Origin of the sequence: Gillisia sp. CAL575 (assembly GCF_000403785.1) — a bacterium.
GTDB lineage: Bacteria > Bacteroidota > Bacteroidia > Flavobacteriales > Flavobacteriaceae > Gillisia.
In genome coordinates this window covers 75,457-102,082 of record NZ_APHJ01000040.1, presented here as the reverse complement: position 1 = coordinate 102,082, position 26,626 = coordinate 75,457, and the positions used below count along the sequence as shown (strand labels likewise).

Sequence of the window (26,626 nt, the reverse complement as noted above, 5' to 3'; positions counted from 1 at the left end):
AAGCAAATAATTTCTTACATTAGGTTTTATGAAAAATACTTTGTTTTTGTGTCTTATATTATCAACTGCTTGGTCCTATTCTCAATCTATTTCGGAAAGGGCAATTTCTTATTTGGATGAAGGAAAACTTACCCAAGCTAAGTCCCTTCTTAATGAACAGGTTAATAAGAATAATGCAGATCTTAAGGTATTCGAATTACTTGGAGATATTGCAAGTTTCGAGAAAAACTGGGATTTAGCTATTTCTTATTACAAAAAATTGGTTGTTACTAATCCGGAAAATGCTGGTTTTAATCTTAAATATGGTGGAGCTTTAGGTATGAAAGCTTTAAGTGTTTCCAAATTTCAAGCGGTCGTTTATATTCCAGATATTAAGAAGCATTTAGCCTTGGCTGCAGAGCAAGATCGCTCTCAAATTCAGTCTAGACGGGCTCTTGTAGAACTATATATTAAGTTACCTGGATTATTAGGTGGGAGCGAGGAAAAAGCTTTGATGTATGCTAACCAACTAAAGGAGGTAAGTCCTGTTAATGCTTACTTAGCAAAGGGATTTATTGTAAAAGAGAGTGTGAATATTCAGGAGGCTTTGGTCTATTATAAAAATGCTTTTAATAAGTATAGAAGTGCCAGCGATAATTTAAAATCCAATTCTCTTAATTATGAATTAGGAAAAGTCGCTGCTGAGCTCAATTTGGAATCTCAATATGGCATACAATTGCTTGATACTTATGCAAAAAACTACAGTTATAAGGATATTTATTCCATGGAGTGGGTGTACCTGCGTAAAGCTCAAATCTTGGCTAATATGAGCAATAAAAAAGATGCATTAGCATATATCGATAAGGCTCTAACGCTTAAGGCTGATTTTAATGAAGCCATGGATGAAAAGAAGAGAATTCAAGAACTATAATTGAGCGTTTTACAGCATTTTAATATGCTAGAATACCTATATTTGCCTCAAATTGTATTACATGAATCTTCATTTTATTGCTATTGGGGGAAGTGCTATGCACAATCTGGCTTTGGCATTACATCACAAAGGATATAAAGTTACAGGAAGCGATGATGCCATCTTTGAGCCATCTAAATCTAAATTAGAAAAAGATGGTTTATTGCCCGTGAAAAATGGTTGGTTCCCAGAGAAAATTTCGAAAGAACTTGATGCTATTATTTTGGGTATGCACGCTAAGAGTGATAATCCAGAATTGCTAAAAGCTACAGAGTTAGGAATCAAAATATATTCTTATCCAGAATTTTTGTTTGAACAATCCAAGAACAAAACTAGAGTAGTAATAGGAGGTTCCCATGGGAAAACCACAATTACCTCAATGATTCTGCATGTTTTACATTATAACGGTAAGGAAATAGACTTTATGGTTGGTGCGCAATTGGAGGGGTTTACCAACATGGTTCACTTAACAGAAGAAAATGATTTTATTTTATTAGAAGGAGATGAGTATTTATCTTCTCCAATAGATAGAAGGCCAAAATTCCACCTTTATAAACCAAATATTGCTTTATTAAGTGGAGTTGCCTGGGATCATATTAATGTTTTTCCTACTTATGAAAATTATGTAGAGCAATTCGAAATCTTTGTTGATTCTATTGTAAGTGGAGGTATCTTAGTTTATAACGAGGAAGATCCTGAACTTGTTAGAATTGCAGAGAATACAACGAATGAAATTCGAAAACATGGATATAAAACTCCAGAATATTCTATAGAAGATGGAATCACAGTTTTAAACACTCCCGAAGGAGATTTGCCAATTGAATTGTTTGGAGCTCATAATCTTAATAATCTAGCTGGAGCAAAATGGATTTGTCAGCATATGGGTGTAGATGAAGATGATTTTTATCAAGCTATTTCAACTTTTAAAGGGGCCTCTAAAAGATTAGAGAAAATAGTAGATACTAATAATACCTTAGTGTTTAAAGATTTTGCCCATAGTCCTTCTAAGGTTATGGCCACAACTAATGCGGTAAAAGATCAATATCCAAATAAAACAGTTGTAGCATGTTTGGAGTTGCATACTTATAGTAGTCTGACTCCTGAATTTTTAAAACAATATAAGTCCAGTTTGAATAGTGCTGATGAAGCTATAGTTTTTTTCTCTCCGGAAGCTCTTCTAATAAAAAAGTTACCTCCAATCACAGAAGAACAGATATTTGAAGCTTTTGGAAACTCACATTTAAAGATTTTTATCAATTCTGATGATTTTAAACTTCATCTAAAGAATATAGAATACTCAAACAAAGTTTTATTACTTATGAGTAGCGGGAACTATGGCGGATTAGATTTTAATGAGATCAAAAGTTGGATTTCTTAGGAGGTTCATTTTGTCGAAATAATTAGAATTTGGTTCATAATTGCTTGATTTGTTTATATTTATATAAATAAAATCCATGAATAGCGATAAAATTCCTTTCACAATAAAAAATTGGGCAACAGATGATAGGCCTCGGGAAAAATTGCTTCAAAAGGGCAGACTTTCTTTAACAGATGCAGAGCTAATTGCAATACTTATAGGTTCTGGGAATAGGGACGAGAGTGCTGTGGAGCTTTCAAAAAAGATCCTTTCAAAAAATCTAAATAACCTGAACATATTGGGTAAGCAATCTGTTTCTCAACTAATGCAATTTAAAGGAATTGGAGAGGCCAAAGCAATTTCCATTATTGCTGCCATGGAGTTGGGTAGGAGAAGACGTTCTGAAGAAGCATTAGAAAATGTGAAGGTTACCTCTAGTAATTCGGTTTTCGAAGTTTTGCAACCAATACTTGGAGATCTAGCTCATGAAGAATTTTGGATCTTATATTTAAATAATGCAAATAAGATTATCGAGCAATTCCAGATAAGTAAAGGCGGGATCACTGGAACCTTGGTTGATGTTCGTATAACTTTACGCAAAGCTTTAGAACTTGGAGCGGTTTCTTTAATTCTTGCTCATAATCATCCTTCAGGAAATTTAAATCCAAGTGATGCAGATAAACAATTAACTCTTAAGCTTAAAACGGCCGCGGAAAGTATGGATATTAAAATTCTAGATCACCTTATTGTTACTGAAAAGTCCTATTTTAGCTTTGCCGACGAAGGATTGATGTAACTCCCATTTACAATGCTTTTAATTTATACTCAAAAAGTAACTCCCAGAATTACCTACGCATTTAAGCATATTTGCACTCGCGTTTTAGGGATAGATATTAAATTCACTTCAAAAATTGAAGAATTCATCGCGTATGATGGAATGAAATTTTCCTATGGAAAAAAGAGATTAGGGAATGAGATGTTTTTTCAAAATGTAGATCTATTATTAGAACAAGGTTTTAGTGATGTAGAGATAAAAGTGCAAGATTGGGATAATTCTAAGTGTTTTTTCTCTGTTTCCGAAAATAGCGACCTTCCATTTGATGTTTTTGCAGCTTCCTTTTATTTACTTTCTAGATATGAGGAATATTTACCTCATGTTAAAGATAGTTATGGAAGATTTCCAGCATTAGAAAGTTTAGCCTCTAAAGAGGGATTTCTAGATTCTCCGGTAATTGATATTTGGATTCAGAATTTTTCCAATTTGCTTTTTAATAAGTTTCCGGAAATTTCTTTTTCAAAAGGAAAATACCAATCCTCTTCTTTAATTTCAGTTAGTCACGTTTTTAATTTCAAAAATAAAGGTCTGCTTAGAAGCTTTTCGGGAATTGTTGCAGACCTAACAAAATTGAAATTCAGCAGAATTAGAGATCGCTTCAAGGTATTGCTCAGAATTAAAAAAGATCCATACAATGTTTTTGATGACCTAATATTCTTAGTAAAAAAACATAAGATTAATTTAAAGTTCATGTTTCAGCTTAGCAACTTTAATGCGTATGATAGAAATATAAATCATAATCGGTTAAACTATCGTGAAATCATTAAATACGTAGCAGATTATTCTATTGTTGGTCTTAGACTAGGGTTTTTCGCAATATCTGATATTGAAGCTTTAAAAGTTGAAAAGAAACGATTCGAAAACATTATTCATGGTCCATTGCAAAATGTAATAAATACAAAATATAATTTATTGCTGCCAGAGCACTACGGTTTTTTGAATGAACTAGAAATTCCTAATGACTATTCTATGGGGTATCCTGAAACAATTGGATTTAGAGCAGGAACGAGTTTGCCTTTTTTGTTTTACGATATCAATTTGGAAATAACAACGCCACTAAAAGTTCATCCTTATGTTTTTCATTCTCAAGTAACTCGTATTTATGATGCAAATGAACTTCAGGAAATTGTTCTTAAAATCGTAAAGGAATTAAAGCAAGTAAAAGGGAATATGCTTACTATCTTTAAAAACAGGGATTTCTCTGAATATGCCAATTATAATTTTCATTATTCATTATTAAAGCAAATACATGAAATTCAATAATATAAAACATGTTTATTTTGATCTTGATCATACCCTTTGGGATTTCGATAAAAATTCAGCATTAACCTTCGATGTGATTTTCAAGGAAGAATGTATAGGTATTGAAGTTCAGGATTTTTTAGATGCCTATGTGCCTATAAATGTAGACTATTGGGCGCGATATAGAAATAATTTGGTTTCCAAAGAGGTGCTTCGGGTTGGCAGGCTTCGTGATAGTTTTAAATCATTGAAAATAGAAGTTTCAGACGTAGTTATTGATAACCTATCAAATCGATATATTAGTGTGTTGCCTAGTTTTAATCATTTACTTGAAGATACAATAGAAATTTTAGATTATTTGAAGCCGCAATACAAATTGCATATTATAACTAATGGGTTTGAAGAAATTCAGCATAATAAAATGCAAAATTCTCAAATATTAGACTTTTTTGATACCATTACAACTTCTGAAGAAGCTGGCGTTAAAAAACCTCATTTTCAAATATTTGAAATGGCACTACAAAAAGCCAATGCCACCCCAGATAATTCAATTATGATTGGGGATAGTTATGAAGCTGATATAGAAGGAGCTAAGAATGCGGGCTTACAAGCTGTGTTTTTTGATTATTATGGTAAAAATGAAAGTATGCAAGTGATTCAAATTCAAAAGTTAAATGAGTTGCGTTTGTATTTATAGCAATAAAGAAATTATATATTCGTTTCACTAAAAGAATACTCCCCTAATGTCTTTTGTAAAACTTCTTAAAACCCCCATTTTGCTACTGCTTTTTTGCGCGGTTATGCTTTCTTGTGTAAAAGGAGTAGATCTAGATCAAACAGAAGAAATTGCGCTTACACCAGACCTTCAAGTTAGTTTGTTAGTTTTTGATGTAACCAGCGTGGATTTTATAGATAAAGACACCGGAGAATTTACGGCAATAATTCGTGATACTGTTCGATTAGAATTTTTAGATGATAGTTATATTCAGGATGACCTAAGTACCGTAGAATTTAGCTTTAGATACACAAATTCATTTCCACAATCGTTTAGAAATAAGATCTCTTTTCTTTCTGAAAATGATAGGGTGCAACATTTTTTACAATTTGACATTGCACAAGGAGAAAAGGTGAATCCGGTAGTTACAGATTGGGTAGAATTCATAGAAAATGAAAGGATTGATGTAATAAAAAGATCCATTCAAATGGTGGTGGAAATAGAGGTAATACCAAATGAAAATCCCTTTGAAGGTGAATTGAAATTTGAATCCAAAGGCCTTTTTTCATTTGAATTCTAGCGCATGAGACCCTACTTTTCTTTCGCAATTATACTTTTTGGAATTTTAATAAGTCAGGCCCAAAATAAGCAGTTGTTATATAATGTAAATGGCTTGCCCCAATCATTGCTTAATAATCCTGGCGCTAATGTGAATTTCGATGGGCATATTGGAGTTCCTTTGTTCTCTAAATTCCATATTTCAACCGGTTCCTCTGGTGTAAATTTATTCGATATTTTTGATGAAACCAATGTGGATGTCAATAAGAAAGTAAGTGCTGCTATTAGAAGATTAACTAGAAATGATTATTTCACACTCCATCAGCAATTGGAAATTCTTTCTTTTGGTTGGAGACTTAATAATGGTCAATATCTTTCTGCAGGAGTTTATCAAGAAATGGATATGTTCGCCTATTTTCCTAAAGATCCTGCACTCCTAGTAAATGAAGGTAACAATGCTTATTTGAATGTTCCTTTTGACTTTTCGGATGTATCGTTTACGGGGGAGATCATGACTGTTTATCATTTAGGAATTAATAAAAGAATAAGTAATAAATTAACTGTGGGCGCTAGAGGGAAATTATATTCGGGGATTTTTAATGTAGCTAGTACAAACAATTCTGGTAGATTTATAACGAGAGACGATCCAAATTCTCCTAATTTCTATAGACATTATGCAGAAAACATAGATATTAGGGTTAATACCTCTGGCTATGCTTCCTTAAATAATTCTGGAATGACAGTTCAGGAATCTACAGCAGATCTTTTAAAACGTTCCTTTTTTGGTGGTAATATTGGTGCTGGGATAGATCTTGGAGCCACCTATAACTTAGCCGATAATCTTAGAATTACAGGATCTGTGCTAGATATTGGAATCATGTTTCAGCAGCACGATGTAGAGAACTATTTGTATTATGGAGATTATGAGACAGACGGTATAGAACCTTTGTTTCCAGATGTTGCTCCTAATGACAATACGATTCCTTATTGGGATCTTTTTGAAGATGAGGTAGACAAAAATTTAAAGGATGAAACTGTTAATGAGAATTATACCACCTGGAGACCCGTTAAATTTAATGCAGCTTTAGAATTTGGGTTTGAGGAAATGGTTGAGATTTGTGATTATAGGAGAACTTATAAGAGGAGAAACTATAATCTAATAGGTGTTCACCTTTTTGGAGTAAAAAGACCAAGAACTATGAATTATGCTTTAACCACATATTATGACAGGAAGTTTTCTAACAATTTTCGAGCAAAAATTTCTTATACTGTAGATGACTTTTCATATTATAATATAGGTTTATTAGTTTCAACGAAAATTAAGAAGTTTAATTTTTATATTGCAGCAGATAACTTAGCTGGATATTTTAATCTTGCAAAATCACAAAGTGCTTCCCTACAATTGGGAATGCAATTTATATTCAAAAAACAATGAGAAATATCTTTTTAATTTTCACGCTATTAGTTGGATTTACCAGTTTAGGACAGAATTTAAATACCTATAAATATATATCTGTACCCGAAAAATTTGATTTTTTAAAGGAATCAAATCAATATCAAATGAATCAACTTACAAAGTTTTTATTTGAAAAATATGGGTTTAATGTGTTTATGGAAAATGAAATAAAACCTTCAGACTTATCCATGAGTCCTTGTAATGTTTTAAAGGCATCTATTCTTGAGGATGGCGGATTGTTTCAAACTAAACTCAAGGTTGTATTGTCCAACTGTGCAAATCAGGAAGTTTTTGTTTCTAAGGAGGGAATTAGCAGAGAGAAGGAATATAAGAAGGCATTTCAGGAAGCACTTCGAGATGCTTTTTTATCATTTGAGGAGGTTAACTATAGTTACGATCAGAATTCAGTAAAAAGTGAATCTGTAGAAAGTAATATGCAAGTTAAAAACGGCATTCAGATTCCTGAAGAAGAAAGGTTACAGAAGAAAGAGGAAGTGATTTTAACGGCTATTCCTCAAGCTGTGAAAGAAGAGATTTTAACAGCAGAGAAAAGGGTTCCTGCTAACAAAGAGGTAAATATTTATGTTTCAGGTGATGCGGAATTCTATATTCTGAATACTGAGTTTGGGTATCAATTATTTCTGAAACAAATAGAAGAGCCATTCGCAAAACTTATAAAAACTGAAAACTCAAATTATTTAATTTATTCCACTATTCAAAGTCACGGAATCGCATATTTTGATAATAATGAGAATTTAGTCGTAGAGATTTTAAACGCTCAAGATAATTCCACTTCAATCAAAACATACAAACTTAAAAATTAATAATTGTATTTGTTTGTCCAGCGCTTTTTTAGGAACTCTCGTTGTGCATTTTCTCGCTGATTGTTTCCAGGTTGATAGAACATGGTATTTTTAATTTCATCAGGGAGAAATTCTGCTTCAGCAAAATTATTTTCATAATTGTGAGCATATTTGTAATTGTCTCCATAACCCAGATCTTTCATCAATTTGGTGGGAGCATTTCTAATAGATAAGGGAACAGATAAGTTGCCAGTTTCTTTTACGAGGCTTTGTGCTGCATTAATTGCTGCGTAAGATGCATTACTTTTTGGGGAAGTTGCTAAATAGATCGCGCACTGACTTAAAATAATACGAGATTCTGGAAAACCAATAGTGCTAACTGCCTGAAATGTGTTATTTGCCATGATCAATGCAGTTGGGTTTGCATTTCCAATGTCTTCACTTGCAGCTATCAGTAACCTTCTCGCAATGAATTTTACATCTTCACCACCTTCTATCATTCTTGCTAGCCAATATACTGCTCCGTTTGGATCGCTACCACGTATAGATTTTATAAAAGCTGAAACAATATCGTAATGCTGTTCTCCCGTCTTGTCATATAGCACGGTATTTTGCTGGACCTTCTCAAGAACAAGTGCATTAGTGATCTCTATAGGTTCATCTACTGAATTTACTAATAGCTCAAAAATGTTTAATAGTTTTCGTGCATCTCCTCCGCTTAAACGCAATAGGGCTTCAGTTTCGGTAAGAATTATATTCTTTTTTTTTATTTCTGGATCTTCCTTCATTGCCCGATGCAATAAGGCAATAAGATCTTCATTTTCAAAAGCTTTTAGAACATAAACCTGACATCTAGAAAGCAATGCAGATATAACCTCGAAACTTGGATTTTCTGTGGTAGCACCAATTAAAGTAACCCAACCTTTTTCTACCGCTCCAAGTAATGAATCTTGCTGAGATTTACTAAATCTGTGAATTTCATCTATAAATAAAATAGGGTTTTTAGTAGTGAAAAGTCCTTCCCCTTTTTTTGCACGGTCTATTACGTCTCTTATATCCTTAACTCCGCTATTTATCGCACTCAGGGTGTAAAAAGGCCTTTCGCTTTCAGTAGCTATTATATTGGCAAGAGTGGTTTTGCCAACTCCAGGAGGACCCCATAAAATAAGAGATGGGATCATCCCTTGTTTTAACTGCTGCGTAAGTGCTCCATTTTTTCCTACTAAATGTTGCTGACTTAAATAATCGCTAAGTTTTTTGGGTCTTAATCGTTCTGCAAGAGGTTCATTCATCTTACAAAGGTAGGAAATCAGGAATGACTGTTTCTAAAATTTAAGATACTGTTGACAAAATGACAATTTGCATAGTTGTGCATAGCTTTTGCTATTGAATTCAACTTCAAAGCTTAGCTATTCAAGATTAAATTATAAATTAGACCTATGTTGAAACAAAGAGAACCATTTATTTTTTCGACAGGAGTCATAGCCTACCCAATCTTATTCGTTTTAGTTTTATGGATTGTATTTTGGTTTGAGATCCGCTTTGGGTTTGATTTTAATCATTTTGGTATTCAGCCGAGAACCGTAAAAGGCTTGAGAGGAATTCTTTTTTCACCATTTATTCACTCAGACATTAAACACCTTTTTCATAATACCATTCCGCTTTTCATCTTGACAACAGCACTGTTCTTTTTCTACAGAACAATTAGTTGGAAAGTACTTGTAGTAGGATTACTTCTAACTGGATTTTTCACTTGGATGATTGGTAGGCCAGCTAACCATATAGGAGCTAGTGGAGTTATCTACTTATTAGCCTCCTTTTTATTCTTTAAAGGAATCCTTTCCAAATACTATAGATTGATCGCACTTTCTTTAATCGTGGTTTTTCTATATGGAGGTATGCTATGGTTTATCGTTCCTGTAGATCCAAAAATTTCTTGGGAAGGGCATTTATCTGGGTTAGTTGTAGGACTTTTATTGGCATTTGTATTTAAACAAAATATAGTGATCAAGCCTAAATATGAATGGGAGAAAGAAGATTATGATCCACAAAGTGATCTTTTTATGAGCCATTTTGATTCAAAGGGGAATTTCATTGAAAAGATCGAAGAGAACCTAGATGATCTGAATCCCACCTATAATTATGTATTTAAAGAAAACAAGGAAGATTAGAAATTAGCCTTATGAACGTTGTCTAACGATTTCATATAAAAAAGCACCACAAGCTACAGATACATTTAAAGAACCAATGCTTCCAAACATAGGTAATTTTGCTTTATCGTTTACGATCTTGAGAACAGAGGGGTTAATTCCTCTCCCTTCACTACCCATTACTAAGGCAGTGGGTTTATTTAGTTCTGTTTCGTAAATGGATTGATCGCTTTTCTCTGTTGCGGCTACTACATTCACGCCAGAGCCTTGCAGGTAGTAAATAGCATCTTTAATATGATTCACTTTACATATAGGTATATTAAATACCGCTCCAGCTGAAGTTTTTACAGTATCTGCATTTACTGGTGCTCCACCTTTGTCTTGAATAATGATTGCGTGAACTCCACAACATTCCGCAGTTCTAATGATCGCACCAAAGTTTCTGGCATCTGTGATCTGATCTAAAAGTAAAAATAGGGGAGTGGCAGTAGTGTTTTCTAATACTCGTTGTACAACTTCCTCCATATCTGGAAATTCTATAGGAGATATTTTGGCTACAACGCCTTGGTGATTTCCTTGAGTAAGTTTTTGAAGTTTTTCTACAGGAACGTAAGAGATATTAAATCCCTTTCTACCAATAACTGATAATAACTCCTGAAATAATGGATTATTAAGTCCTTTCTGAATATAAATCTTATCTATATTCTTTTCGCTTTGTATAGCTTCAATAACAGTTCTTATTCCAAAAATTGTAGTAGTGTCTTCCATAGGTGCAAAGATAAACTTTGCTAAGACAAAAAAAGCACTTGAGTAAAACAAATAAAGAATCAAAAAAAAATCATCAGGAAGTAGAGCAATTGCAATAAAGAAATAAAAGGGTTTCAGTGAATACGATTTAACTTATCTATTATTAGACAATATTTCTAGTTTGCTGCGCTGAGGATGTTTGATTAACTTCTGTAACTTTTGGTCCCTTCTCTTAAAGGATTATATCAGTAATGTTATCTATTCTTAATAAAAAAAATATAAATCCTTTTCTTAAACACGAAGTAAATTTTTAGATATAAATGTTTCTAAAAAAAAAAACCCGTGAAATATCACGGGTTTCTTTAAAACAAATTTGCTGTATTATTGAGATTAATTCAAAGGAAAAACCCAAATATCATCATCTAATAAGTGACCTCCTTGAGCGTTAATAGCTGCTTCGTATTCAATCGGATTTGAAAGACGTTCAGAGATTGGATAAAGCAATCTTCTAGGTACAATACCTGAAGGATCGAATGCATTTGCTCCGTTCGCGTTTGGAACTATATCTGGAAATCCTGTTCTTCTATAATCATTCCATACTTGCATTGGATTTTGTCCATACATGGCTTTATATTTTTCAATAATGATAGTTTGAATATTAGTAGCAGGTAAGCTGCTGAGATAGTCCTCAATTTCAGTTGAAGCAATGCCTAAATAGGACATGTTAGCTCTTATCGCTTCTTCTAAAGCCTCTGTTCCATCCCCACCGGTTCTTGCTAAAGCTTCTGCTTCAATAAACTTAGTTTCTGAATAACTGATCACCGGATTGGGACTATCTAATTGTGCCCAGAAAAGATTAGAGTTATCTCCATCAAAGTAGAAAAAGTTACCTTCATCCTCATACATGTATTTGTCCATACGTGGATCATCCATCATTAAATTTGCAAAATAGTCATCAATAATCATAGTGCTTGGTCTTTGGAAACCAAACAAAGCTAAGGGATGCCCACCATTTTGGGTATTTTCAAATTGAAAGTTCAATTGTCCGTCATTGCTGGATACCGCCATGGCTAGTTCGTCTAAGGCTAACTGTGCAGCATTTGAATTTACACTGGTTTGTTGAATATAAAATCTCGCTTTTAGAGAATGTGCAGCAGCGATCCATTGGTCGTTAGAACCACCTATTAAATCACCTTGGATGCCTGCAGGATCTTCGGCATTAAGATCGTCTATGGCTTCAGATAAAAGTGTTTGAAGTACACCATAAAGTTCTTCCTGATCATCATATTTAGGAGATAAGTTCTCTTTACCTAAAAAAGCTTCCGAATAAGGAACGTCCCCCCAAACATTAGTAGCAAGCCCCAAGTTGATTGCCATATATATTTTAGCTACGCCCCGGGTGTTAAACGCTTCTGTATTGGTTGCTCTTTCAATTATATCGTTTGCATCTCTCATAGATCCAGTATACAATCCGAAATCCCATGGATTGTCTGTATCATTTTCCCCGATAACATAAGAGGTATAATTTAATTGCTGAGCGTCAAAACCTTGCCATTGCTGCATGATAATTCCTGCATACCTGCCAAGTACGGCATCTATATTCCGGTGAGTTTGAGTTTGCATTGCAGGCACTATTGCTACAAGTGGTACACTATCTCCACCTGGCCTTGTGGGATCCTGGTTGACATCATCGTAGTCACAGGAGATCATAACAGCAAAACTGAAAAATACTGTTAGTAAAATCTTAAATATGTTTTTGCTTTTCATTTTAGTTTATTTTAAAAATTAAGTTTTACTGTTAAAGCATAACTCTTAGTATTAGGCTGGTTAAAATAGTCCAAACCAATACCATTACTTGAACCTGTAAGATTTGTTTCAGGATCTATACCTGGATAGTCGGTAATTAAAAATAAGTTCCTACCTGAAGCGGTAATTGAACCTGATGTTAAAAAGGTGGCATCCAATAAAGAACCCGGTAAACTATAAGAAATAGAAGCTTCTCTTAGTCTTACCCAAGATGAATCAAAAATGTTATCTTCAGAAACTCCACCAAAAGCATAACGTGTCCAGTAAAAAGAATTTATACCAGTTTCAGGATTTGCTAAAGCAACTTCGGTAGTATTCTGTGCTCCTGAGTTTTCGTTAACGCCTTCAAAAACAAAATCTGTAATTTCTCTTTGATCCGCAGTTTTTTGAGAGGTACCAAAGTAATCTATAATACCACATGTACCACACCATACATCACCACCTTGTCTAATATCTAAAAGTGCAGATACGGAAAAAGCTTTATAAGAGAATGTGTTTCTTATACCCATCGTCCAGTCTGGGGTAGGATCTCCTACAACTCCATCTTCAGTATCCAAAACAGGGAATCCATTATCTCCAATAAGAACCTGTCCTTCATCATTTCTGGCGAATTTAGAGCCAAAAATTACACCATAAGGTTCTCCTGCAATAACTCTGGAAGAAGTTGAGGTAAATCCTGCTAAGGTTATAGATTCAACATTTTCTGTTAATTCTTCAACAACATTTTCGTAAGTAGTCCAGTTAACATCTATGTTCCAATTGAAATTTTCTGTCTTAATAGGATTTAGAAATCCTAAAACTTCCCAACCTTTGTTAGAAATGACCCCAGCATTTATTACACGCGATGTGAATCCAGTTACTGCCGGTTGGTCTACAGATATAATCTGATCTGTAGTCTCTTTTTCGTAATATGTAACATCTACTCTAAATCTCGAATCCCAAAACCTAAGTTCGGCTCCAACTTCAAATTCTTTGGTAACTTCAGGACGAATATCTGGGTTCCCTAATTGTGAATCTCTCTCGAATGCAACGGTTGAAAATATAGGAAATTGGTTACCATCAATAAAACCGTCCCCTCCGGAAAGTGCAGCATTATAATAGGTTGTCGTAGCAAATATAGGAGCGTCATTACCAGTTTTACCATATGAACCACGCAGTTTACCATAACTAAAGAACCCTAAATTATCCACAAATTCTGAAAACACAATTGCACCCCCAGCACTATAAGATAAAAAATCATTATTGTCATCAGGTAAAGTGGAAGACCAGTCATTTCTAATTGCACCATTTATAAAGAAAGTGTCATTAAAACCAAATTTGGCATCAGCTAAAACTGCATCTAATTTTTTCCTTGATACACCCTCAGCAACCGCTTGACTTGCAGTGTTAGATACATGGTAAAAACCTGGAATTGTTAGACCATTACCAATAGACTCTCTTGTTAAACTTTGTGTTGTGAAACCGTCGTATCCAATTACACTATTAAAGGTTATATTGTCTGAAATATTTTTATCCACTAAGAATAAAAGTTGTGAATTGATGTCTTCACTAAAAAGAGTAAGATCTGTTACTTGACCTTGAGGATTTCCAGCTGAATTAATATCAACTCCTGCTTTTCTAACATCAGAAAATTGATCATAAGCCAGAGTTCCTCTTATTGTTGCCCAATCTAATGGTTTATAATCGAACGATAATCTTCCAATGAAACGCTTAACATCATCTGTAGAAGGGTTTTTTGCTACTGTCCAATATGGGTTGTCATAAACTCCGGCACGGTAACTTCTCTGGCTTCCATCTTCCAATTGATAAGTGCTTGGAGTGGCAGCTGCAAGACGACCTGCTAGACCATTCCCATTATCAAAAGTAGGTGTAGATCTTAAAAGCCCTAACATAATACCCGAAACATTAGATCCTCTTTGGACTCTACGCCCACCTGAAGTAACATAAGTTCCACTTGCAGAAATCTCAAAATCTTCTCTAAGTTGAGCGCTTAAATCTGCTCTAAATGAGCGTCTATCAAATTCTTCTGTTGGGGCAATTCCTGTTTGATGAAGTTTCCCGCCGGAAAGAAAATACTTTATTTTTTCTGAACCTCCACGTACTGAAACGTTTTGGTCATCTAGAACACCAGTCACAAAGAAGTCATAGTGATCGTATGAATTGGCAGCCATACCATTTCCCTCACCTTGTGGTACCAACCTACCAAAATTACTATATGGGTAACTATCATCTCCGTCATATTCTAACGAAGAGATACGTGGGCCCCAACTAAAACCTTCGCGGGTTTCTGGACCACGGTAAGTAGGTACTCCCCCAACTGGTCTACCTTGAGCGAACTCCCTTTGTAAATCTGGTAATTGGTTTACTTCACTAAATTGTAATGAAGAAGAAACTGAAACGCTTGGAGCGCCGGTTTGACCTTTTTTTGTTGTAATAATTATAACTCCATTTGCAGCTCTTAAACCATATAAAGTTTGTGCAGCAGTACCTTTTAATACATCGATAGAAGCAATGTCATTTTGATTTATATCGATTGCCCTGTTGGAGTTATCTGCTCCACCAGTATCGTTACCTGTTGATGAGTTATCAATTGGAACTCCGTCAACTATAAATAAAGGACTATTGGATCTTCCTATAGAAGTATTACCTCTAATTCTTATGTTGGAGGACGCACCTACAGATCCTGAAGCGCTTACTACACTAACACCTGCAGCTTTAGAAGCCAAAGAGTTCACAAGGTTTGTTTCCCCTGTATTTTCAATATCCTCTGCACTAACATTTTCAACTGCATAACTAACTGAGCGAGGAGTGCTTTTTACCCCAAGTGCCGTTACAACTACTTCATCTAAAGTAGCGCCATCAGGACTTAAAGTTACATTGATAGTTCGTCGATTTCCTACGGGATATTCTGCCTTTAGCAAACCAATAAACGAAAAGACCAATACATCTTCCTGAAATGCTTGAATAGAGTAATTTCCATCAAAATCGGTTTGAGTACCTCTTGTTCCTGCCTTTACAAGGACATTAACCCCAGGTAGAGGTAGTCCATTTTCATCGGTTACCATACCGGTCACCGTTTGTTCTTGTGCAAATGTCATTTGCACAATCAACGCTAGTAAAAGCGTCATAAATCGCGTAAAATTTGATTTCATATTTTAGTTTATTTGAATTAGCCGCATTAAATTTGATAAAAGATTAGTTATAAAACAAATAATTCTAAATATAATTTTAGGATCTTTTAATGATTTAAGATTGATTCTAACAATTACCCTTGTAAATACCTCTTAAACTTGTTTATAACTCAGGCTATCCGCATTAGAATTCGGATTTATATAATTAGCTTAAAATTATTAGAGAGGAAGGCTTGTCATTTAATTGGAAGTGTTGCTAGGTATATAAATGTGGTAATTAAATTATTTAAATTTTTACAATTCATGCAATAATTAATTATTTTTTAAGAATAGTGGAGTATATAGCAAATCTCAATTATTATTAATTTATGTAACTGCCCATAAAACTTAATTAGTAAGAATTAATTTAGAGTCCTTAAATAAAGCAGTTTTATTTAATATGTAGATCTATCTTTAATTCAGTTCGGCACATATCATAAAAAATATTTATGTTATCAAGGTTTTTTTTAGCTAAGAACTTATTAAATATTTTGTTCGTTTTGTATAGCTTCATTTACAATTCCTATCTCATAAATTGTAGTAGTGTCTTCCATAGGTGCCGATATATTTTTCTTAAATCTTGTAAATAAAAAAAGCTGCCCAATTGGGCAGCTTTTAAATAATATAAAGTGATTTAATTATTCTTCTGCTGGTCCTCCAGGGTACGTTGATTGATCTGGAAAAGTTATATCCCAAAAGAGAGGAGTTTGTTGATCATCACCACCTATAGCTGCAGATGCTGCTTCATAGTTAGTTAAGTTCAAGTTTTGCTCACCAATAGGATATGTATATCTTAATGGTACAAAGTTACCAGTATCCTCAGGTAAATTTAACACTGGAGTATCAAATTTTCTCCAAACGTTCCATCCCATGATAGAATTGTCATACATAGCTATCCAGAACTGCGTTCCTAATTGCTCTTCCCAGTTAGCTTCGTCATAAGCCACATCAGCTTGTGCTAAATAAGCTGTAGCATCAGCATCAGATCCACCCCAATAGTTAATTGACGCAGTGATTGCAGCATTATAATGATCTTCAGCACTTCCAGTTACACCGTAAGTTCTTTGAGCAGCTTCAGCTAAATGAAATTCAACTTCTGAATAATCTAAAAGAATACCAGGTAAAGTTGGATCTAAAAATGCTTGTCCAACATGAGAGTAAGAAGGGTAAGAATTACTTCCACCATAAACTCCACCAATATAAGGAGCTACATTATCATCAAAGTACACAGATCTTCTTGGATCTTCAAGTTCATTCATGATATCTACTAAAGTATTAGCAGGAACATAATCAGATCTTCCGCTTTCCACAAGATCACTCCACAATGGGTTCGTGTTCGGGTTTGTACTTTGGTAAGCAATTGTAGCATTATCTCCGTTAGACATGAATACTCCGTTAGTCACAGCAGTTTCAGCTGTAGATTGTGCAAGACTTGGATTAACATCAGATAATCTCATCCCTAATCTTAAAAGAAGAGAGTTAGAGAATTTTGCCCAACTGTCCATATCTCCGCCGTAAACAACATCAGCAGATGTAAATCCACTTCCAGCTTGGAAATCAGAATTTACTGCAGTTAATCTAGAAATTAAGTCAGCATATATAGTTGCAGCGTCATCAAATTTAGGTTGAGGAAAATCTGTTGCATTTAAAGCTTCAGAATAAGGAACATCTCCAAAGGTATCCACTAAAACTTGCCATGCGTAAACTTCAACTACTTCTAATTGAGCTAATCTAGCAGTTTTTTCACCTTCAGATAATTCTACATCTGCCTGAACTAAATTTTTTGCATCTTTAATATCAAAAAGAACATCTCTGTAAAGTTCATTCCATTGACTGTCTGAAATTCCACGATTATTTAAATCATAGTTAGGCTCATCTAAATAAGTAGTTGAGGTCCAATATTGAGAAACAAATCTAAAGATGTTGTTGTTAACATTGGCACTTGCCATTTGGTCACCTAAACTAACAGTAGCTGCAGTAAATAAAAAATCTGCTTTTACTTCTGTCGGGTTTTTAGGGTCCCTGTTATAATCTTCATATTGCTCGTCTGTCTGGCAGGACCATAGTGATGCGAGAGCAATAATTGTTAAAATGTATTTTTTCATTTTTTCTTTAATTAAAAGTTAAATTTCACACTAGCTCCAATTTCTCTTGCTGTTGGATAAGCTCCAGATTGATATCCTTGAACATTTCCTGAACTAAGTCCTGCTTCAGGATCGGAGTAAGGAATATTTTTGTGGATAATCCAAAGATTTCTTCCAGTTAAAGAGATAGATGCATTTGTGAATGGAATAGCGTCAAGAACTTTTTCTCCGAAATTATAAGTAAGTCCTGCTTCTCTTAACTTAACAAAAGATGCGTCATAAACGTGACCTTTGTTAGCGTCTCTAGCATATCCATATGGGTTAGCATAGTAATCAGTTCTTGCTCTTACAGTGTTTGGTTGTCCATCTGCAGTTACCCCAGGAAGTATAACACCACCACCGTTAGCAATAGTATTTCTTATTGGATTACCTAACTCATTATTACCAACACTTCTGTCATACATACCAGTTGCGAAACCGTACCAAGTATCTAAAGAGAAAATGTCTCCCCCTTGTTGAACATCTATTAAGAAATTCAAACTAAGATTCTTGTATTGGAAAGTGTTTGACACACCACCTGTCCAGTCTGGTTGAATATTTCCAATAATTTCATTACTAGTTCCAGTTCTTAAATAGTAACCAGTAGATCCAACTACTTTATTACCATTGTCATCATAAATATAGTCTGTTCCTCTAATTGCACCGTAAGGTTGCCCTGGAGCTGCATTTATAGAGATACCACCTTGTAAAGAAGCTAATTCTAAGTTGTCAATACCATCTGTCAACTCAATAACTTCACTTTCATTCTTAGCCCAGTTAATGGTCATATTCCAATTGAAGTCTTCAGATCTTATTGGATTAAGGTTTAACAATACTTCTAAACCTTTATTCTCAACAGTTCCTGCGTTTAAAAGTTTAGTATTGAATCCAGTTGAATTTGAAACTGGTACTGGTGTAATTTGATCGTAAGTTCTAGTTCTGTAATAAGATAAATCTAAACCAATTCTTTTGTCTAAGAAGTTAGCCTCTAAACCTACTTCATAAGATTTTGAAGTTTCAGCTTTTAAATCTAAGTTCTTCAGACTACTTCCGTTACTAGCACTACCAGAACCAGCAAAACCTGGATTTACAAAATAAGTGTTAAATACATTATAAGGACTTGTGTCATTACCTACCTCTGCGTAGTTAGCTCTAAACTTTGCAAAATTTAACCAACTAGCATCAAATAAATTAGATAATATGATACTTGTAGATATAGATGGGTAGTAAAATGTATTGTTGTCTATAGGTAAAGTAGATGATCTATCTCTTCTAATAGTTCCTTCTAAGTAATAAGTGTTTTGAAAACCTAATCCGGCACGAGCGTAAACACCATCAACCATTGAAGTATACTCTACCTCTGTTGGAGCTAATAGTGGTCCAGCACTGTTACTTAAAGCATAAAAACCTGGTGCATTTAAACCACCATTTGTTGCTGCTTGGATAAAGTTACGTTGATTTCTTCTTAAGTTCCCTCCAATATTTCCATCAAGATTCAAATCTTCGGTGATGTCTTTATTGAAGTTTAAAATTAAATCGTAGTTGTATTCTGCTACTCTGTTGTTGAATCTAGAATAACTTGCTACATCTGCACTTCCAACGTTTATACGCTCTTCTTGTAATTCATCGTAAGTGTCAAAAGAGAATCTACCAACTACACTAAAAATATCATTGATTTCATAGTTGAGATTTAAATTTCCGAAATAACGAGATCTTGTATCAGTTTCGTAATTTTCATATCTAGTCCAGTAAGGATTATCAGAATAAATAGGTGATAAATTATCCGGACCATTTGGGTTCCAAGTGATGTTTTCTCCTGTAGCGAAATATGCATCTCTTTGCTCGTAAATATCAACGTTGGTTTGGAACCATTGTCTAAATTGTTGCATTGGGTTTCCAGAAGAATATCCTGTACCATATCTACCTTTACCATCTGTTTTAGTAAAAGTTACATTTGTTCCTGCGGTAAACTTTTCAGTTAAATCTTGAGTTGCACTAAAAGTAATAGTGTTTCTTTTAATTTCACTATTAGGTAGATTCCCTTGTTGTGTTAAATTACTAGCAGATAATCTGAAAGATCCAGTATCTGATCCACCATCTAAGGCAACAGAGTTTATTGCAGTATATCCAGTTTCCCAAATGTCATTTGGAGTATTTTTAGCTGCTACCCAAGGAGTTGCTTGTAAATAAGTATCGGTTAATGAAGGGTAAATTGAATTCCATTGATAGATATCTCTGTTAGGATCGAATTTAGCCCCAAAAGAAGCATCTTCTGTAAAAGGAGTTGTCTCGTCTAAGTTACCATCACCATCTACATCAAATAAATTGAAATAACCGTCTTCAGACTCGTAGTAAGCACCATAACCAGCACCATATTCATTTTGATAAACTGGCAATGTTTCACTGTCAATATTAGAGATCATCAAAGATGAACTTACAGAAACTCCAATACCTTTACCTTTATTCCCTCTTTTTGTTTCAATAATAACAACACCATTTGCAGCTCTTGCACCATATAGAGCAGTTGCAGCAGCACCTTTCAAAACGTTAATAGATGCAATGTTGTTAGGGTTGATATCTGCTGCGGCATTCCCGTAGTCATATCCACCTCTACCAGCTTGTTGGTTCGAACCATTCGTGTTGGCATTACTAATTGGAGTTCCATCAACAACAAATAACGCTTGGTTATTTCCTGTAATAGAAGCACTTCCTCTTATCACAACGTTAGAGGATCCTCCAATTGTTCCAGAGGATTTAATGTTTAAACCTGCTACTTTTCCTGAAAGTGAATTCATGAAGTTAGAGGTTGGTACATCAGAAACTGCAGATCCGTCTACTTCCTGAGTAGCATAACCTAGAGATTTCTTCTCTCTCTTAATACCTAATGCAGTTACTACAACTTCATCAAGTTGCGATGCATCAGATTTCATTACAACACTTACAGTGTTAGATGTTCCAACTGTTTTTTCAGTTTTCACAAGACCTATGAAAGAAAATACTAATACATCTCCTTGAGATGCAGAAATAGCATAGTTTCCATCAAAATCTGATTGGGTACCAGTGCTGGTTCCCTTTACTAATATGTTTACCCCGGGTAGAGGTAATCCATCTTCGTCGGTAACGTTACCCGTTACGGACTGTTGTTGTGCAAACGTTATTTGCACAACGAACGCTAGTAATAGCGTTAAAATACTACTAAATTTTGCTTTCATTGTTTAATTAATTTGAATTAGCCAACGCCAAAAGTGATAAGAAAATGTTAAATCACCAAAATTAAATTCACAAAATTCAAGTGTAAACTCTAGTGAAATCAGTTTATTAATGCTTAATGTCTGGAGAACAGTGTATTAAAAATTTGCTATTGATTTAAAGGATAAATGTAATTTGTAAGGATCAAATAAATAATTAAATTTTCTGTTAAAATATTATTTCTTTTATAGTGATTTGCTGAAAAGACGAAGGACTCATAGCCTAAATAACATTTCCGTTTAGAGACTCATTCTATATTATATTATTTTGTAAAAATTGTAAGGAATATTTAATTTTTAAAAACGATAATTATGTCTTTAATATATACTTATCCTCAAAATGGCTTGTATTTTTAAGATTCAATTGAAAATTAATGAGTTAAGATTTGAATAATCAGTTTTTATTCATACCTTTGCAGACCCTAAAAAATAGGGAAGGTAATTTTATAACAATAATAAGTGTAAAAGAAATTATGCCAACAATTTCACAATTAGTACGAAAAGGAAGAGCCAAAATAACCAAGAAGAGTAAATCGGCTGCTTTAGATTCGTGCCCTCAAAGACGAGGTGTGTGTACGCGTGTTTACACAACTACTCCTAAGAAACCTAACTCTGCAATGCGTAAAGTTGCAAGAGTAAGGCTAACTAATGGAAAAGAAGTGAACGCCTACATCCCTGGAGAAGGACACAATCTACAAGAGCACTCGATAGTATTGGTTAGAGGTGGAAGGGTAAAAGATTTACCAGGAGTTAGATATCACATTGTTCGTGGTGCCTTAGATACCGCAGGTGTTGAAGGTAGAACGCAAAGGAGATCTAAGTATGGTGCAAAACGCCCTAAGAAGTAATTAAAAACTTTTAATGTAAAGACATGAGAAAAAGACAGGCAAAGAAGAGGCCTCTTTTACCAGATCCAAAATTTAATGATCAGTTAGTAACTCGTTTTGTTAACATGATGATGTGGGATGGTAAGAAATCAGTTTCTTTCAAAGTATTCTATGATGCAATCGCAATCGTAGAGGAGAAAAAGCAGGATGAAGAGAAGACAGGCCTTGAGGTTTGGAAAGATGCTCTTTCTAATGTAATGCCACACGTAGAGGTAAGAAGTAGACGTGTTGGAGGTGCAACTTTTCAGATCCCTATGCAAATTAGACCAGATCGTAAAGTTTCAACTGCAATGAAATGGTTGATCTCTTATTCTAGAAAACGTAATGAGAAATCAATGGCTCAGAGATTAGCTGCAGAAGTAATTGCTGCTGCTAAAGAAGAAGGTGCTGCTGTTAAGAAAAGAGTAGATACTCATAAAATGGCTGAAGCTAACAAAGCATTCTCTCACTTTAGATTCTAAAAAAATGGCACAAAGAGATTTAAAATTCACGAGAAATATTGGTATTGCTGCGCATATTGATGCTGGTAAAACCACGACAACAGAGCGTGTCTTGTTTTATACAGGTGTAAGTCACAAGATTGGAGAAGTTCATGACGGTGCAGCTACTATGGACTGGATGGAGCAGGAGCAAGAAAGAGGTATTACTATTACTTCTGCTGCTACTCACTGTAAGTGGACTTACAGAGATCAAGAATTCACAGTAAACATAATTGATACGCCTGGTCACGTAGATTTCACTGTAGAGGTGGAACGTTCTTTACGTGTGTTGGATGGAATGGTTGCTCTATTTAGTGCGGTTGATGGTGTTGAGCCTCAATCTGAAACTGTATGGAGACAAGCAGATAAATATAAAGTTCCTCGTTTAGGGTTTGTGAATAAAATGGACCGTCAGGGATCTGACTTTTTCAATGTTTGCGATCAAGTGAAGTCAATGCTAGGTGGAAACCCAGTACCTTTACAAATTCCAATTGGTGAGGAAGAAAACTTTAAAGGTGTTGTAGATTTAATATCTAAAACAGCGATCGTTTGGAATGAAGAGGATTATGGGATGACCTATGAGACTATCGCTATTCCAGAAGAATTAATGGAAGATGTTAATAAGTATAGAACTTTGTTGGTTGAGGCAGTTGCTGATTACGACGAATCTTTAATGGAGAAATTCTTTGAAGATGAAAATTCTATTACTGAAGATGAAATTATTGCTGCATTAAGAGCTGCAACCATAGATATGTCTATCATACCTATGATGTGTGGGTCTGCCTTTAAAAATAAAGGAGTTCAAATGATGTTGGATGCGGTTATGCGTTATTTACCATCTCCTGTAGATATTGAAGCTATTATTGGAGTAAATCCAGATACAGATGTAGAAGAGTCTCGTAAACCTAACGTAGATTCTCCATTCTCTGCCTTAGCTTTTAAAATTGCTACCGATCCTTTCGTAGGACGTTTGGCTTTCTTTAGAGTATATTCAGGTGCTTTAGATGCTGGTTCTTATGTGTTGAACAATCGTTCTGGTAAAAAAGAACGTATCTCACGTATTTACCAAATGCATGCTAATAAGCAAGAGCCTATTGACAGAATTGAAGCTGGAGATATTGGTGCTGCTGTTGGTTTTAAAGACATTAAAACTGGAGATACGCTTACAGACGAGAAGAATCCTATTACATTAGAATCTATGTCTTTCCCTGCGCCAGTAATTGGTATTGCAGTGGAGCCTAAAACAAAGGCTGATGTGGATAAGATGGGTATGGCTTTGGCAAAGCTTGCTGAAGAAGATCCAACTTTCCAGGTGAAAACAGATGAAGTTTCAGGACAAACAATTATCTCAGGAATGGGAGAATTGCACTTGGAAATTCTTGTAGATCGTTTAAAAAGAGAATTCAAGGTAGAAGTTAATGAAGGTCAGCCTCAGGTTGAGTATAAAGAGACCATTACTAGAAATGCAGACCATAGAGAAATCTATAAGAAACAATCTGGTGGTCGTGGTAAATTTGGTGATATCGTATTTGAGATGTCTCCAGCAGATGAGGACTTTAAAGGTCCAGGTCTACAATTTATCGACTCTGTAAAAGGTGGACGTATTCCTAAAGAATTTATTCCATCTGTGGAAAAAGGATTTAGAGAAGCTATGAAAACTGGTCCTCTAGCAGGATTTAAGATGGATACTCTTAAGGTTGAATTAAAGGATGGATCTTTCCACCCTGTGGATTCCGATCAACTTTCGTTTGAATTAGCTGCAAGAATGGGTTATAAAGTAGCTGCTAAAAAAGCGGGTGCGGTAATTCTTGAGCCAATCATGAAAGTTGAATGTGTAACTCCGGAAGAAAACATGGGAGATATCGTAGGTGATCTTAACAGAAGAAGAGGTCAAGTAAACGATATGTCAGATAGATCTGGTGCAAAAGTTATTAAAGCTGAAGTGCCACTTTCTGAAATGTTTGGTTATGTAACAACATTGAGAACATTATCATCTGGTAGAGCAACATCTACTATGGAATTTTCTCATTATGCTGAAACTCCATCAAATATTTCTGAGGCAGTTATAAAAGCATCTAAAGGTACAAACGATTAATAATAGGGATATGAGTCAGAAAATCAGAATAAAACTTAAATCTTACGATCATAACTTGGTGGACAAGTCTGCAGAGAAGATCGTGAAAACCGTAAAAACTACGGGTGCTGTAGTAACGGGACCAATCCCATTGCCAACACATAAAAAAATCTTTACAGTATTACGTTCTCCGCACGTTAATAAAAAAGCGCGTGAACAATTTCAATTAAGCTCTTACAAAAGATTGTTGGACATATACAGTTCTTCATCTAAAACTATTGATGCTTTGATGAAATTGGAATTGCCAAGTGGAGTAGAAGTAGAGATCAAAGTTTAATTTTAATTTGGAATTCGCTTTTTTGAATTCAAAATTAATTACATGTCCCGAGCAGTTGTCGAGGGAAAAACGGAAAAATACATTCAGGATTGGAAGTATTTTCAATCCTGAATATTTTTAAATAAATAATTTTAATTTAATCAATAATTAATTATGTCTGGGTTAATAGGAAAAAAAATAGGCATGACTAGCATTTTTGACGAGAACGGGAAGAATATTCCTTGTACTGTTATACAAGCTGGTCCTTGCGTAATTACCCAAGTCAGAACCAAAGAGATTGACGGGTATGAAGCTCTTCAATTAGGTTTCGATGACAAAAAGACCGCTAACAAGGCTGCCACTGGGCACGCTAAAAAAGCAGGTGTTGCAGCAATGCGTAAAGTCGTTGAATTTAAAGGTTTTGATGGGGATCACAAATTAGGTGATAGTATCACAGTAGAACATTTTGCTGAAGGTGAATTCGTGGATATTTCAGGAACGAGCAAAGGTAAAGGTTTTCAAGGTGTAGTAAAGAGACACGGCTTTGCCGGAGTAGGACAAGCTACTCACGGTCAACATAACCGTTTAAGAGCCCCTGGATCGATTGGTGCTGCGTCATATCCTGCAAGAGTATTTAAGGGAATGCGTATGGCTGGCCGTATGGGTGGTGACACAGTTAAATTAGAAAACTTAAGAGTTTTAAAAGTAGTTGCAGATAAAAATCTACTTGTTGTAAAAGGATGTGTTCCTGGTCACAATAACTCATATGTAATCATTCAGAAGTAATGGAAATAGCAGTTGTAGATATTAAAGGAAAAGAAACAGGAAGAAAGGTAAACCTTTCAGATTCTGTTTTCGGAATAGAGCCTAACAATCATGCTGTATATCTTGATGTAAAACAATACTTGGCTAATCAACGTCAAGGAACGCACAAATCTAAAGAGCGTGCGGAGATTTCAGGAAGTACACGTAAGATTAAGAAACAAAAAGGTACTGGTACAGCTCGTGCTGGTAGTATAAAATCTGGTATTTTTAGAGGTGGTGGACGTATGTTCGGACCACGTCCAAGAAACTATGGTTTTAAATTGAACAAGAACTTAAAAAGATTAGCAAGAAAATCTGCTCTTTCTATTAAGGCAAATGATAAAGCAATTATCATAGTAGAAGATTTTCAATTTGATACTCCTAAAACCAAAAACTTTATAGATGTTTTAAAAGGCTTAGGTGTAGATAAGAAAAAATCTCTTATAGTGTTGGGTGACTCGAATAAAAATGTATATTTGTCGTCACGCAATTTAAAAGGCACCGAAGTTGTAAGTAGTTCAGAATTAAGTACTTACAAAATATTAAACGCAAATAACCTTGTGTTTGTAGAAGGGTCTTTAGAAGGAATTGAGTTGAATTTAAGTAAATAAACGATATGAGTATCTTAATAAAACCTATTATTACAGAAAAAGCGACAGCAGATAGCGAGTTGAATAACCGTTATTCGTTCGTTGTTAATAATAAGTCGAACAAGATTGAAATTAAAGGCGCAATAGAGTCTGCTTATGGAGTTTCAGTTACTAAAGTTCGCACAATAAATGTCCGTCCAGATCGTAAATCTCGTTTTACAAAAACGGGAGTGATCACTGGTAAAACAAGTGCTTATAAAAAAGCATTAGTACAGGTGGCGGAAGGTGAAACTATTGATTTATACAGTAATCTTTAA

22 protein-coding genes are annotated in these 26,626 nt (G+C 34.7%); 16 read left to right on the top strand and 6 right to left on the bottom strand.

Features of this window, described 5'->3' with window-relative positions; translation table 11 throughout:
- The first annotated feature begins 28 nt into the window (after positions 1–28).
- From I130_RS13960 to I130_RS16310, 8 genes are all read left to right on the top strand, one after another.
- Positions 29–910: a tetratricopeptide repeat protein gene (locus tag I130_RS13960; protein WP_034924477.1), complete on the top strand. Its 882-nt coding sequence runs from the start codon at positions 29–31 to the stop codon at positions 908–910.
- A 61-nt stretch (positions 911–971) separates the two neighbouring features.
- Positions 972–2,327 (top strand): UDP-N-acetylmuramate--L-alanine ligase, encoded by a 1,356-nt coding sequence (locus tag I130_RS13955; RefSeq protein ID WP_034924475.1) that lies wholly within the window; start codon positions 972–974, stop codon positions 2,325–2,327.
- A gap of 76 nt (positions 2,328–2,403) precedes the next feature.
- Complete coding sequence (gene radC / locus I130_RS13950; RefSeq protein WP_034924472.1) at positions 2,404–3,102, top strand: RadC family protein; 699 nt, start codon at positions 2,404–2,406, stop codon at positions 3,100–3,102.
- A gap of 12 nt (positions 3,103–3,114) precedes the next feature.
- Positions 3,115–4,404 carry a DUF7033 domain-containing protein gene (locus I130_RS13945; RefSeq protein ID WP_034924469.1) on the top strand — a complete coding sequence of 430 codons (1,290 nt, stop codon included), beginning with the start codon at positions 3,115–3,117 and terminating at the stop codon, positions 4,402–4,404.
- A complete protein-coding gene (locus I130_RS13940) occupies positions 4,391–5,080 on the top strand; it encodes a YjjG family noncanonical pyrimidine nucleotidase (protein WP_034924467.1) in 690 nt (229 codons plus the stop codon). The genes I130_RS13945 and I130_RS13940 overlap by 14 nt, the downstream gene beginning before the upstream one ends.
- Positions 5,081–5,126: 46 nt before the next feature.
- A complete protein-coding gene (locus I130_RS13935; protein ID WP_034924464.1) occupies positions 5,127–5,678 on the top strand; it encodes a hypothetical protein in 552 nt (183 codons plus the stop codon).
- Between the two features lie 3 nt (positions 5,679–5,681).
- A complete protein-coding gene (locus tag I130_RS13930) occupies positions 5,682–7,091 on the top strand; it encodes a DUF5723 family protein (RefSeq protein WP_232224132.1) in 1,410 nt (469 codons plus the stop codon).
- The gene (locus tag I130_RS16310; protein WP_051119722.1) at positions 7,088–7,936 is read left to right on the top strand and encodes a hypothetical protein; all 849 of its coding nucleotides are present in this window, start codon (positions 7,088–7,090) and stop codon (positions 7,934–7,936) included. Before I130_RS13930 ends, I130_RS16310 begins: the two co-directional genes overlap by 4 nt.
- Here the strand turns inward: I130_RS16310 and I130_RS13920 are convergent.
- Complete coding sequence (locus I130_RS13920) at positions 7,933–9,207, bottom strand: replication-associated recombination protein A (protein WP_034924461.1); 1,275 nt, start codon at positions 9,205–9,207, stop codon at positions 7,933–7,935. The genes I130_RS16310 and I130_RS13920 overlap by 4 nt on opposite strands.
- A gap of 147 nt (positions 9,208–9,354) precedes the next feature.
- On the opposite strand from I130_RS13920, the gene I130_RS13915 reads away from it, so the two are divergent.
- Entirely contained in the window at positions 9,355–10,086 is a 732-nt protein-coding gene (locus tag I130_RS13915) for a rhomboid family intramembrane serine protease (RefSeq protein ID WP_316928465.1), read from the top strand.
- Between the two features lie 9 nt (positions 10,087–10,095).
- Here I130_RS13915 and rlmB read toward each other — a convergent pair whose 3' ends face one another.
- The 5 genes from rlmB to I130_RS13890 form a co-directional block, all read right to left on the bottom strand.
- The gene (rlmB, locus tag I130_RS13910) at positions 10,096–10,833 is read right to left on the bottom strand and encodes a 23S rRNA (guanosine(2251)-2'-O)-methyltransferase RlmB (protein ID WP_034924459.1); all 738 of its coding nucleotides are present in this window, start codon (positions 10,831–10,833) and stop codon (positions 10,096–10,098) included.
- A 369-nt stretch (positions 10,834–11,202) separates the two neighbouring features.
- The gene (locus tag I130_RS13905; RefSeq protein WP_034924455.1) at positions 11,203–12,579 is read right to left on the bottom strand and encodes a SusD/RagB family nutrient-binding outer membrane lipoprotein; all 1,377 of its coding nucleotides are present in this window, start codon (positions 12,577–12,579) and stop codon (positions 11,203–11,205) included.
- Positions 12,580–12,590: 11 nt separating this feature from the next.
- Positions 12,591–15,770, bottom strand: a complete 3,180-nt coding sequence (locus I130_RS13900; RefSeq protein WP_034924452.1) for a SusC/RagA family TonB-linked outer membrane protein — start codon at positions 15,768–15,770, stop codon at positions 12,591–12,593.
- A gap of 656 nt (positions 15,771–16,426) precedes the next feature.
- Positions 16,427–17,893 carry a SusD/RagB family nutrient-binding outer membrane lipoprotein gene (locus I130_RS13895; protein ID WP_051119721.1) on the bottom strand — a complete coding sequence of 489 codons (1,467 nt, stop codon included), beginning with the start codon at positions 17,891–17,893 and terminating at the stop codon, positions 16,427–16,429.
- 11 nt (positions 17,894–17,904) lie between these two features.
- The gene (locus tag I130_RS13890) at positions 17,905–21,123 is read right to left on the bottom strand and encodes a SusC/RagA family TonB-linked outer membrane protein (protein ID WP_034924449.1); all 3,219 of its coding nucleotides are present in this window, start codon (positions 21,121–21,123) and stop codon (positions 17,905–17,907) included.
- 509 nt (positions 21,124–21,632) lie between these two features.
- On the opposite strand from I130_RS13890, the gene rpsL reads away from it, so the two are divergent.
- The 7 genes from rpsL to rplW all read left to right on the top strand — a co-directional run bounded on the left by rpsL (position 21,633) and on the right by rplW (position 26,626).
- Entirely contained in the window at positions 21,633–22,007 is a 375-nt protein-coding gene (gene rpsL, locus I130_RS13885) for a 30S ribosomal protein S12 (RefSeq protein ID WP_010230128.1), read from the top strand.
- Positions 22,008–22,030: 23 nt separating this feature from the next.
- Entirely contained in the window at positions 22,031–22,507 is a 477-nt protein-coding gene (gene rpsG / locus I130_RS13880) for a 30S ribosomal protein S7 (protein ID WP_010230118.1), read from the top strand.
- A 4-nt stretch (positions 22,508–22,511) separates the two neighbouring features.
- The gene (gene fusA, locus I130_RS13875) at positions 22,512–24,620 is read left to right on the top strand and encodes an elongation factor G (RefSeq protein WP_034924446.1); all 2,109 of its coding nucleotides are present in this window, start codon (positions 22,512–22,514) and stop codon (positions 24,618–24,620) included.
- Positions 24,621–24,630: 10 nt separating this feature from the next.
- On the top strand, positions 24,631–24,936 hold the full coding sequence (gene rpsJ / locus I130_RS13870; protein WP_010230113.1) for a 30S ribosomal protein S10: 306 nt from the start codon (positions 24,631–24,633) through the stop codon (positions 24,934–24,936).
- A 153-nt stretch (positions 24,937–25,089) separates the two neighbouring features.
- The gene (gene rplC / locus I130_RS13865; RefSeq protein ID WP_034924443.1) at positions 25,090–25,701 is read left to right on the top strand and encodes a 50S ribosomal protein L3; all 612 of its coding nucleotides are present in this window, start codon (positions 25,090–25,092) and stop codon (positions 25,699–25,701) included.
- Complete coding sequence (rplD, locus tag I130_RS13860) at positions 25,701–26,330, top strand: 50S ribosomal protein L4 (RefSeq protein WP_034924440.1); 630 nt, start codon at positions 25,701–25,703, stop codon at positions 26,328–26,330. Before rplC ends, rplD begins: the two co-directional genes overlap by 1 nt.
- Before the next feature lie 5 nt (positions 26,331–26,335).
- Positions 26,336–26,626, top strand: a complete 291-nt coding sequence (gene rplW / locus I130_RS13855; protein ID WP_034924438.1) for a 50S ribosomal protein L23 — start codon at positions 26,336–26,338, stop codon at positions 26,624–26,626.

Excerpts from the sequence above, each read along its gene's own strand:
- I130_RS13960 (WP_034924477.1), top strand. The coding sequence starts at position 29 with ATGAAAAATACTTTGTTTTTGTGTCTTATATTATCAACTGCTTGGTCC.
- I130_RS13955 (WP_034924475.1), top strand. The coding sequence starts at position 972 with ATGAATCTTCATTTTATTGCTATTGGGGGAAGTGCTATGCACAATCTG.
- radC (WP_034924472.1), top strand. The coding sequence starts at position 2,404 with ATGAATAGCGATAAAATTCCTTTCACAATAAAAAATTGGGCAACAGAT.
- I130_RS13945 (WP_034924469.1), top strand. The coding sequence starts at position 3,115 with ATGCTTTTAATTTATACTCAAAAAGTAACTCCCAGAATTACCTACGCA.
- I130_RS13940 (WP_034924467.1), top strand. The coding sequence starts at position 4,391 with ATGAAATTCAATAATATAAAACATGTTTATTTTGATCTTGATCATACC.
- I130_RS13935 (WP_034924464.1), top strand. The coding sequence starts at position 5,127 with ATGTCTTTTGTAAAACTTCTTAAAACCCCCATTTTGCTACTGCTTTTT.
- I130_RS13930 (WP_232224132.1), top strand. The coding sequence starts at position 5,682 with ATGAGACCCTACTTTTCTTTCGCAATTATACTTTTTGGAATTTTAATA.
- I130_RS16310 (WP_051119722.1), top strand. The coding sequence starts at position 7,088 with ATGAGAAATATCTTTTTAATTTTCACGCTATTAGTTGGATTTACCAGT.
- I130_RS13920 (WP_034924461.1), bottom strand. The coding sequence starts at position 9,207 with ATGAATGAACCTCTTGCAGAACGATTAAGACCCAAAAAACTTAGCGAT.
- I130_RS13915 (WP_316928465.1), top strand. The coding sequence starts at position 9,355 with ATGTTGAAACAAAGAGAACCATTTATTTTTTCGACAGGAGTCATAGCC.
- rlmB (WP_034924459.1), bottom strand. The coding sequence starts at position 10,833 with ATGGAAGACACTACTACAATTTTTGGAATAAGAACTGTTATTGAAGCT.
- I130_RS13905 (WP_034924455.1), bottom strand. The coding sequence starts at position 12,579 with ATGAAAAGCAAAAACATATTTAAGATTTTACTAACAGTATTTTTCAGT.
- I130_RS13900 (WP_034924452.1), bottom strand. The coding sequence starts at position 15,770 with ATGAAATCAAATTTTACGCGATTTATGACGCTTTTACTAGCGTTGATT.
- I130_RS13895 (WP_051119721.1), bottom strand. The coding sequence starts at position 17,893 with ATGAAAAAATACATTTTAACAATTATTGCTCTCGCATCACTATGGTCC.
- I130_RS13890 (WP_034924449.1), bottom strand. The coding sequence starts at position 21,123 with ATGAAAGCAAAATTTAGTAGTATTTTAACGCTATTACTAGCGTTCGTT.
- rpsL (WP_010230128.1), top strand. The coding sequence starts at position 21,633 with ATGCCAACAATTTCACAATTAGTACGAAAAGGAAGAGCCAAAATAACC.
- rpsG (WP_010230118.1), top strand. The coding sequence starts at position 22,031 with ATGAGAAAAAGACAGGCAAAGAAGAGGCCTCTTTTACCAGATCCAAAA.
- fusA (WP_034924446.1), top strand. The coding sequence starts at position 22,512 with ATGGCACAAAGAGATTTAAAATTCACGAGAAATATTGGTATTGCTGCG.
- rpsJ (WP_010230113.1), top strand. The coding sequence starts at position 24,631 with ATGAGTCAGAAAATCAGAATAAAACTTAAATCTTACGATCATAACTTG.
- rplC (WP_034924443.1), top strand. The coding sequence starts at position 25,090 with ATGTCTGGGTTAATAGGAAAAAAAATAGGCATGACTAGCATTTTTGAC.
- rplD (WP_034924440.1), top strand. The coding sequence starts at position 25,701 with ATGGAAATAGCAGTTGTAGATATTAAAGGAAAAGAAACAGGAAGAAAG.
- rplW (WP_034924438.1), top strand. The coding sequence starts at position 26,336 with ATGAGTATCTTAATAAAACCTATTATTACAGAAAAAGCGACAGCAGAT.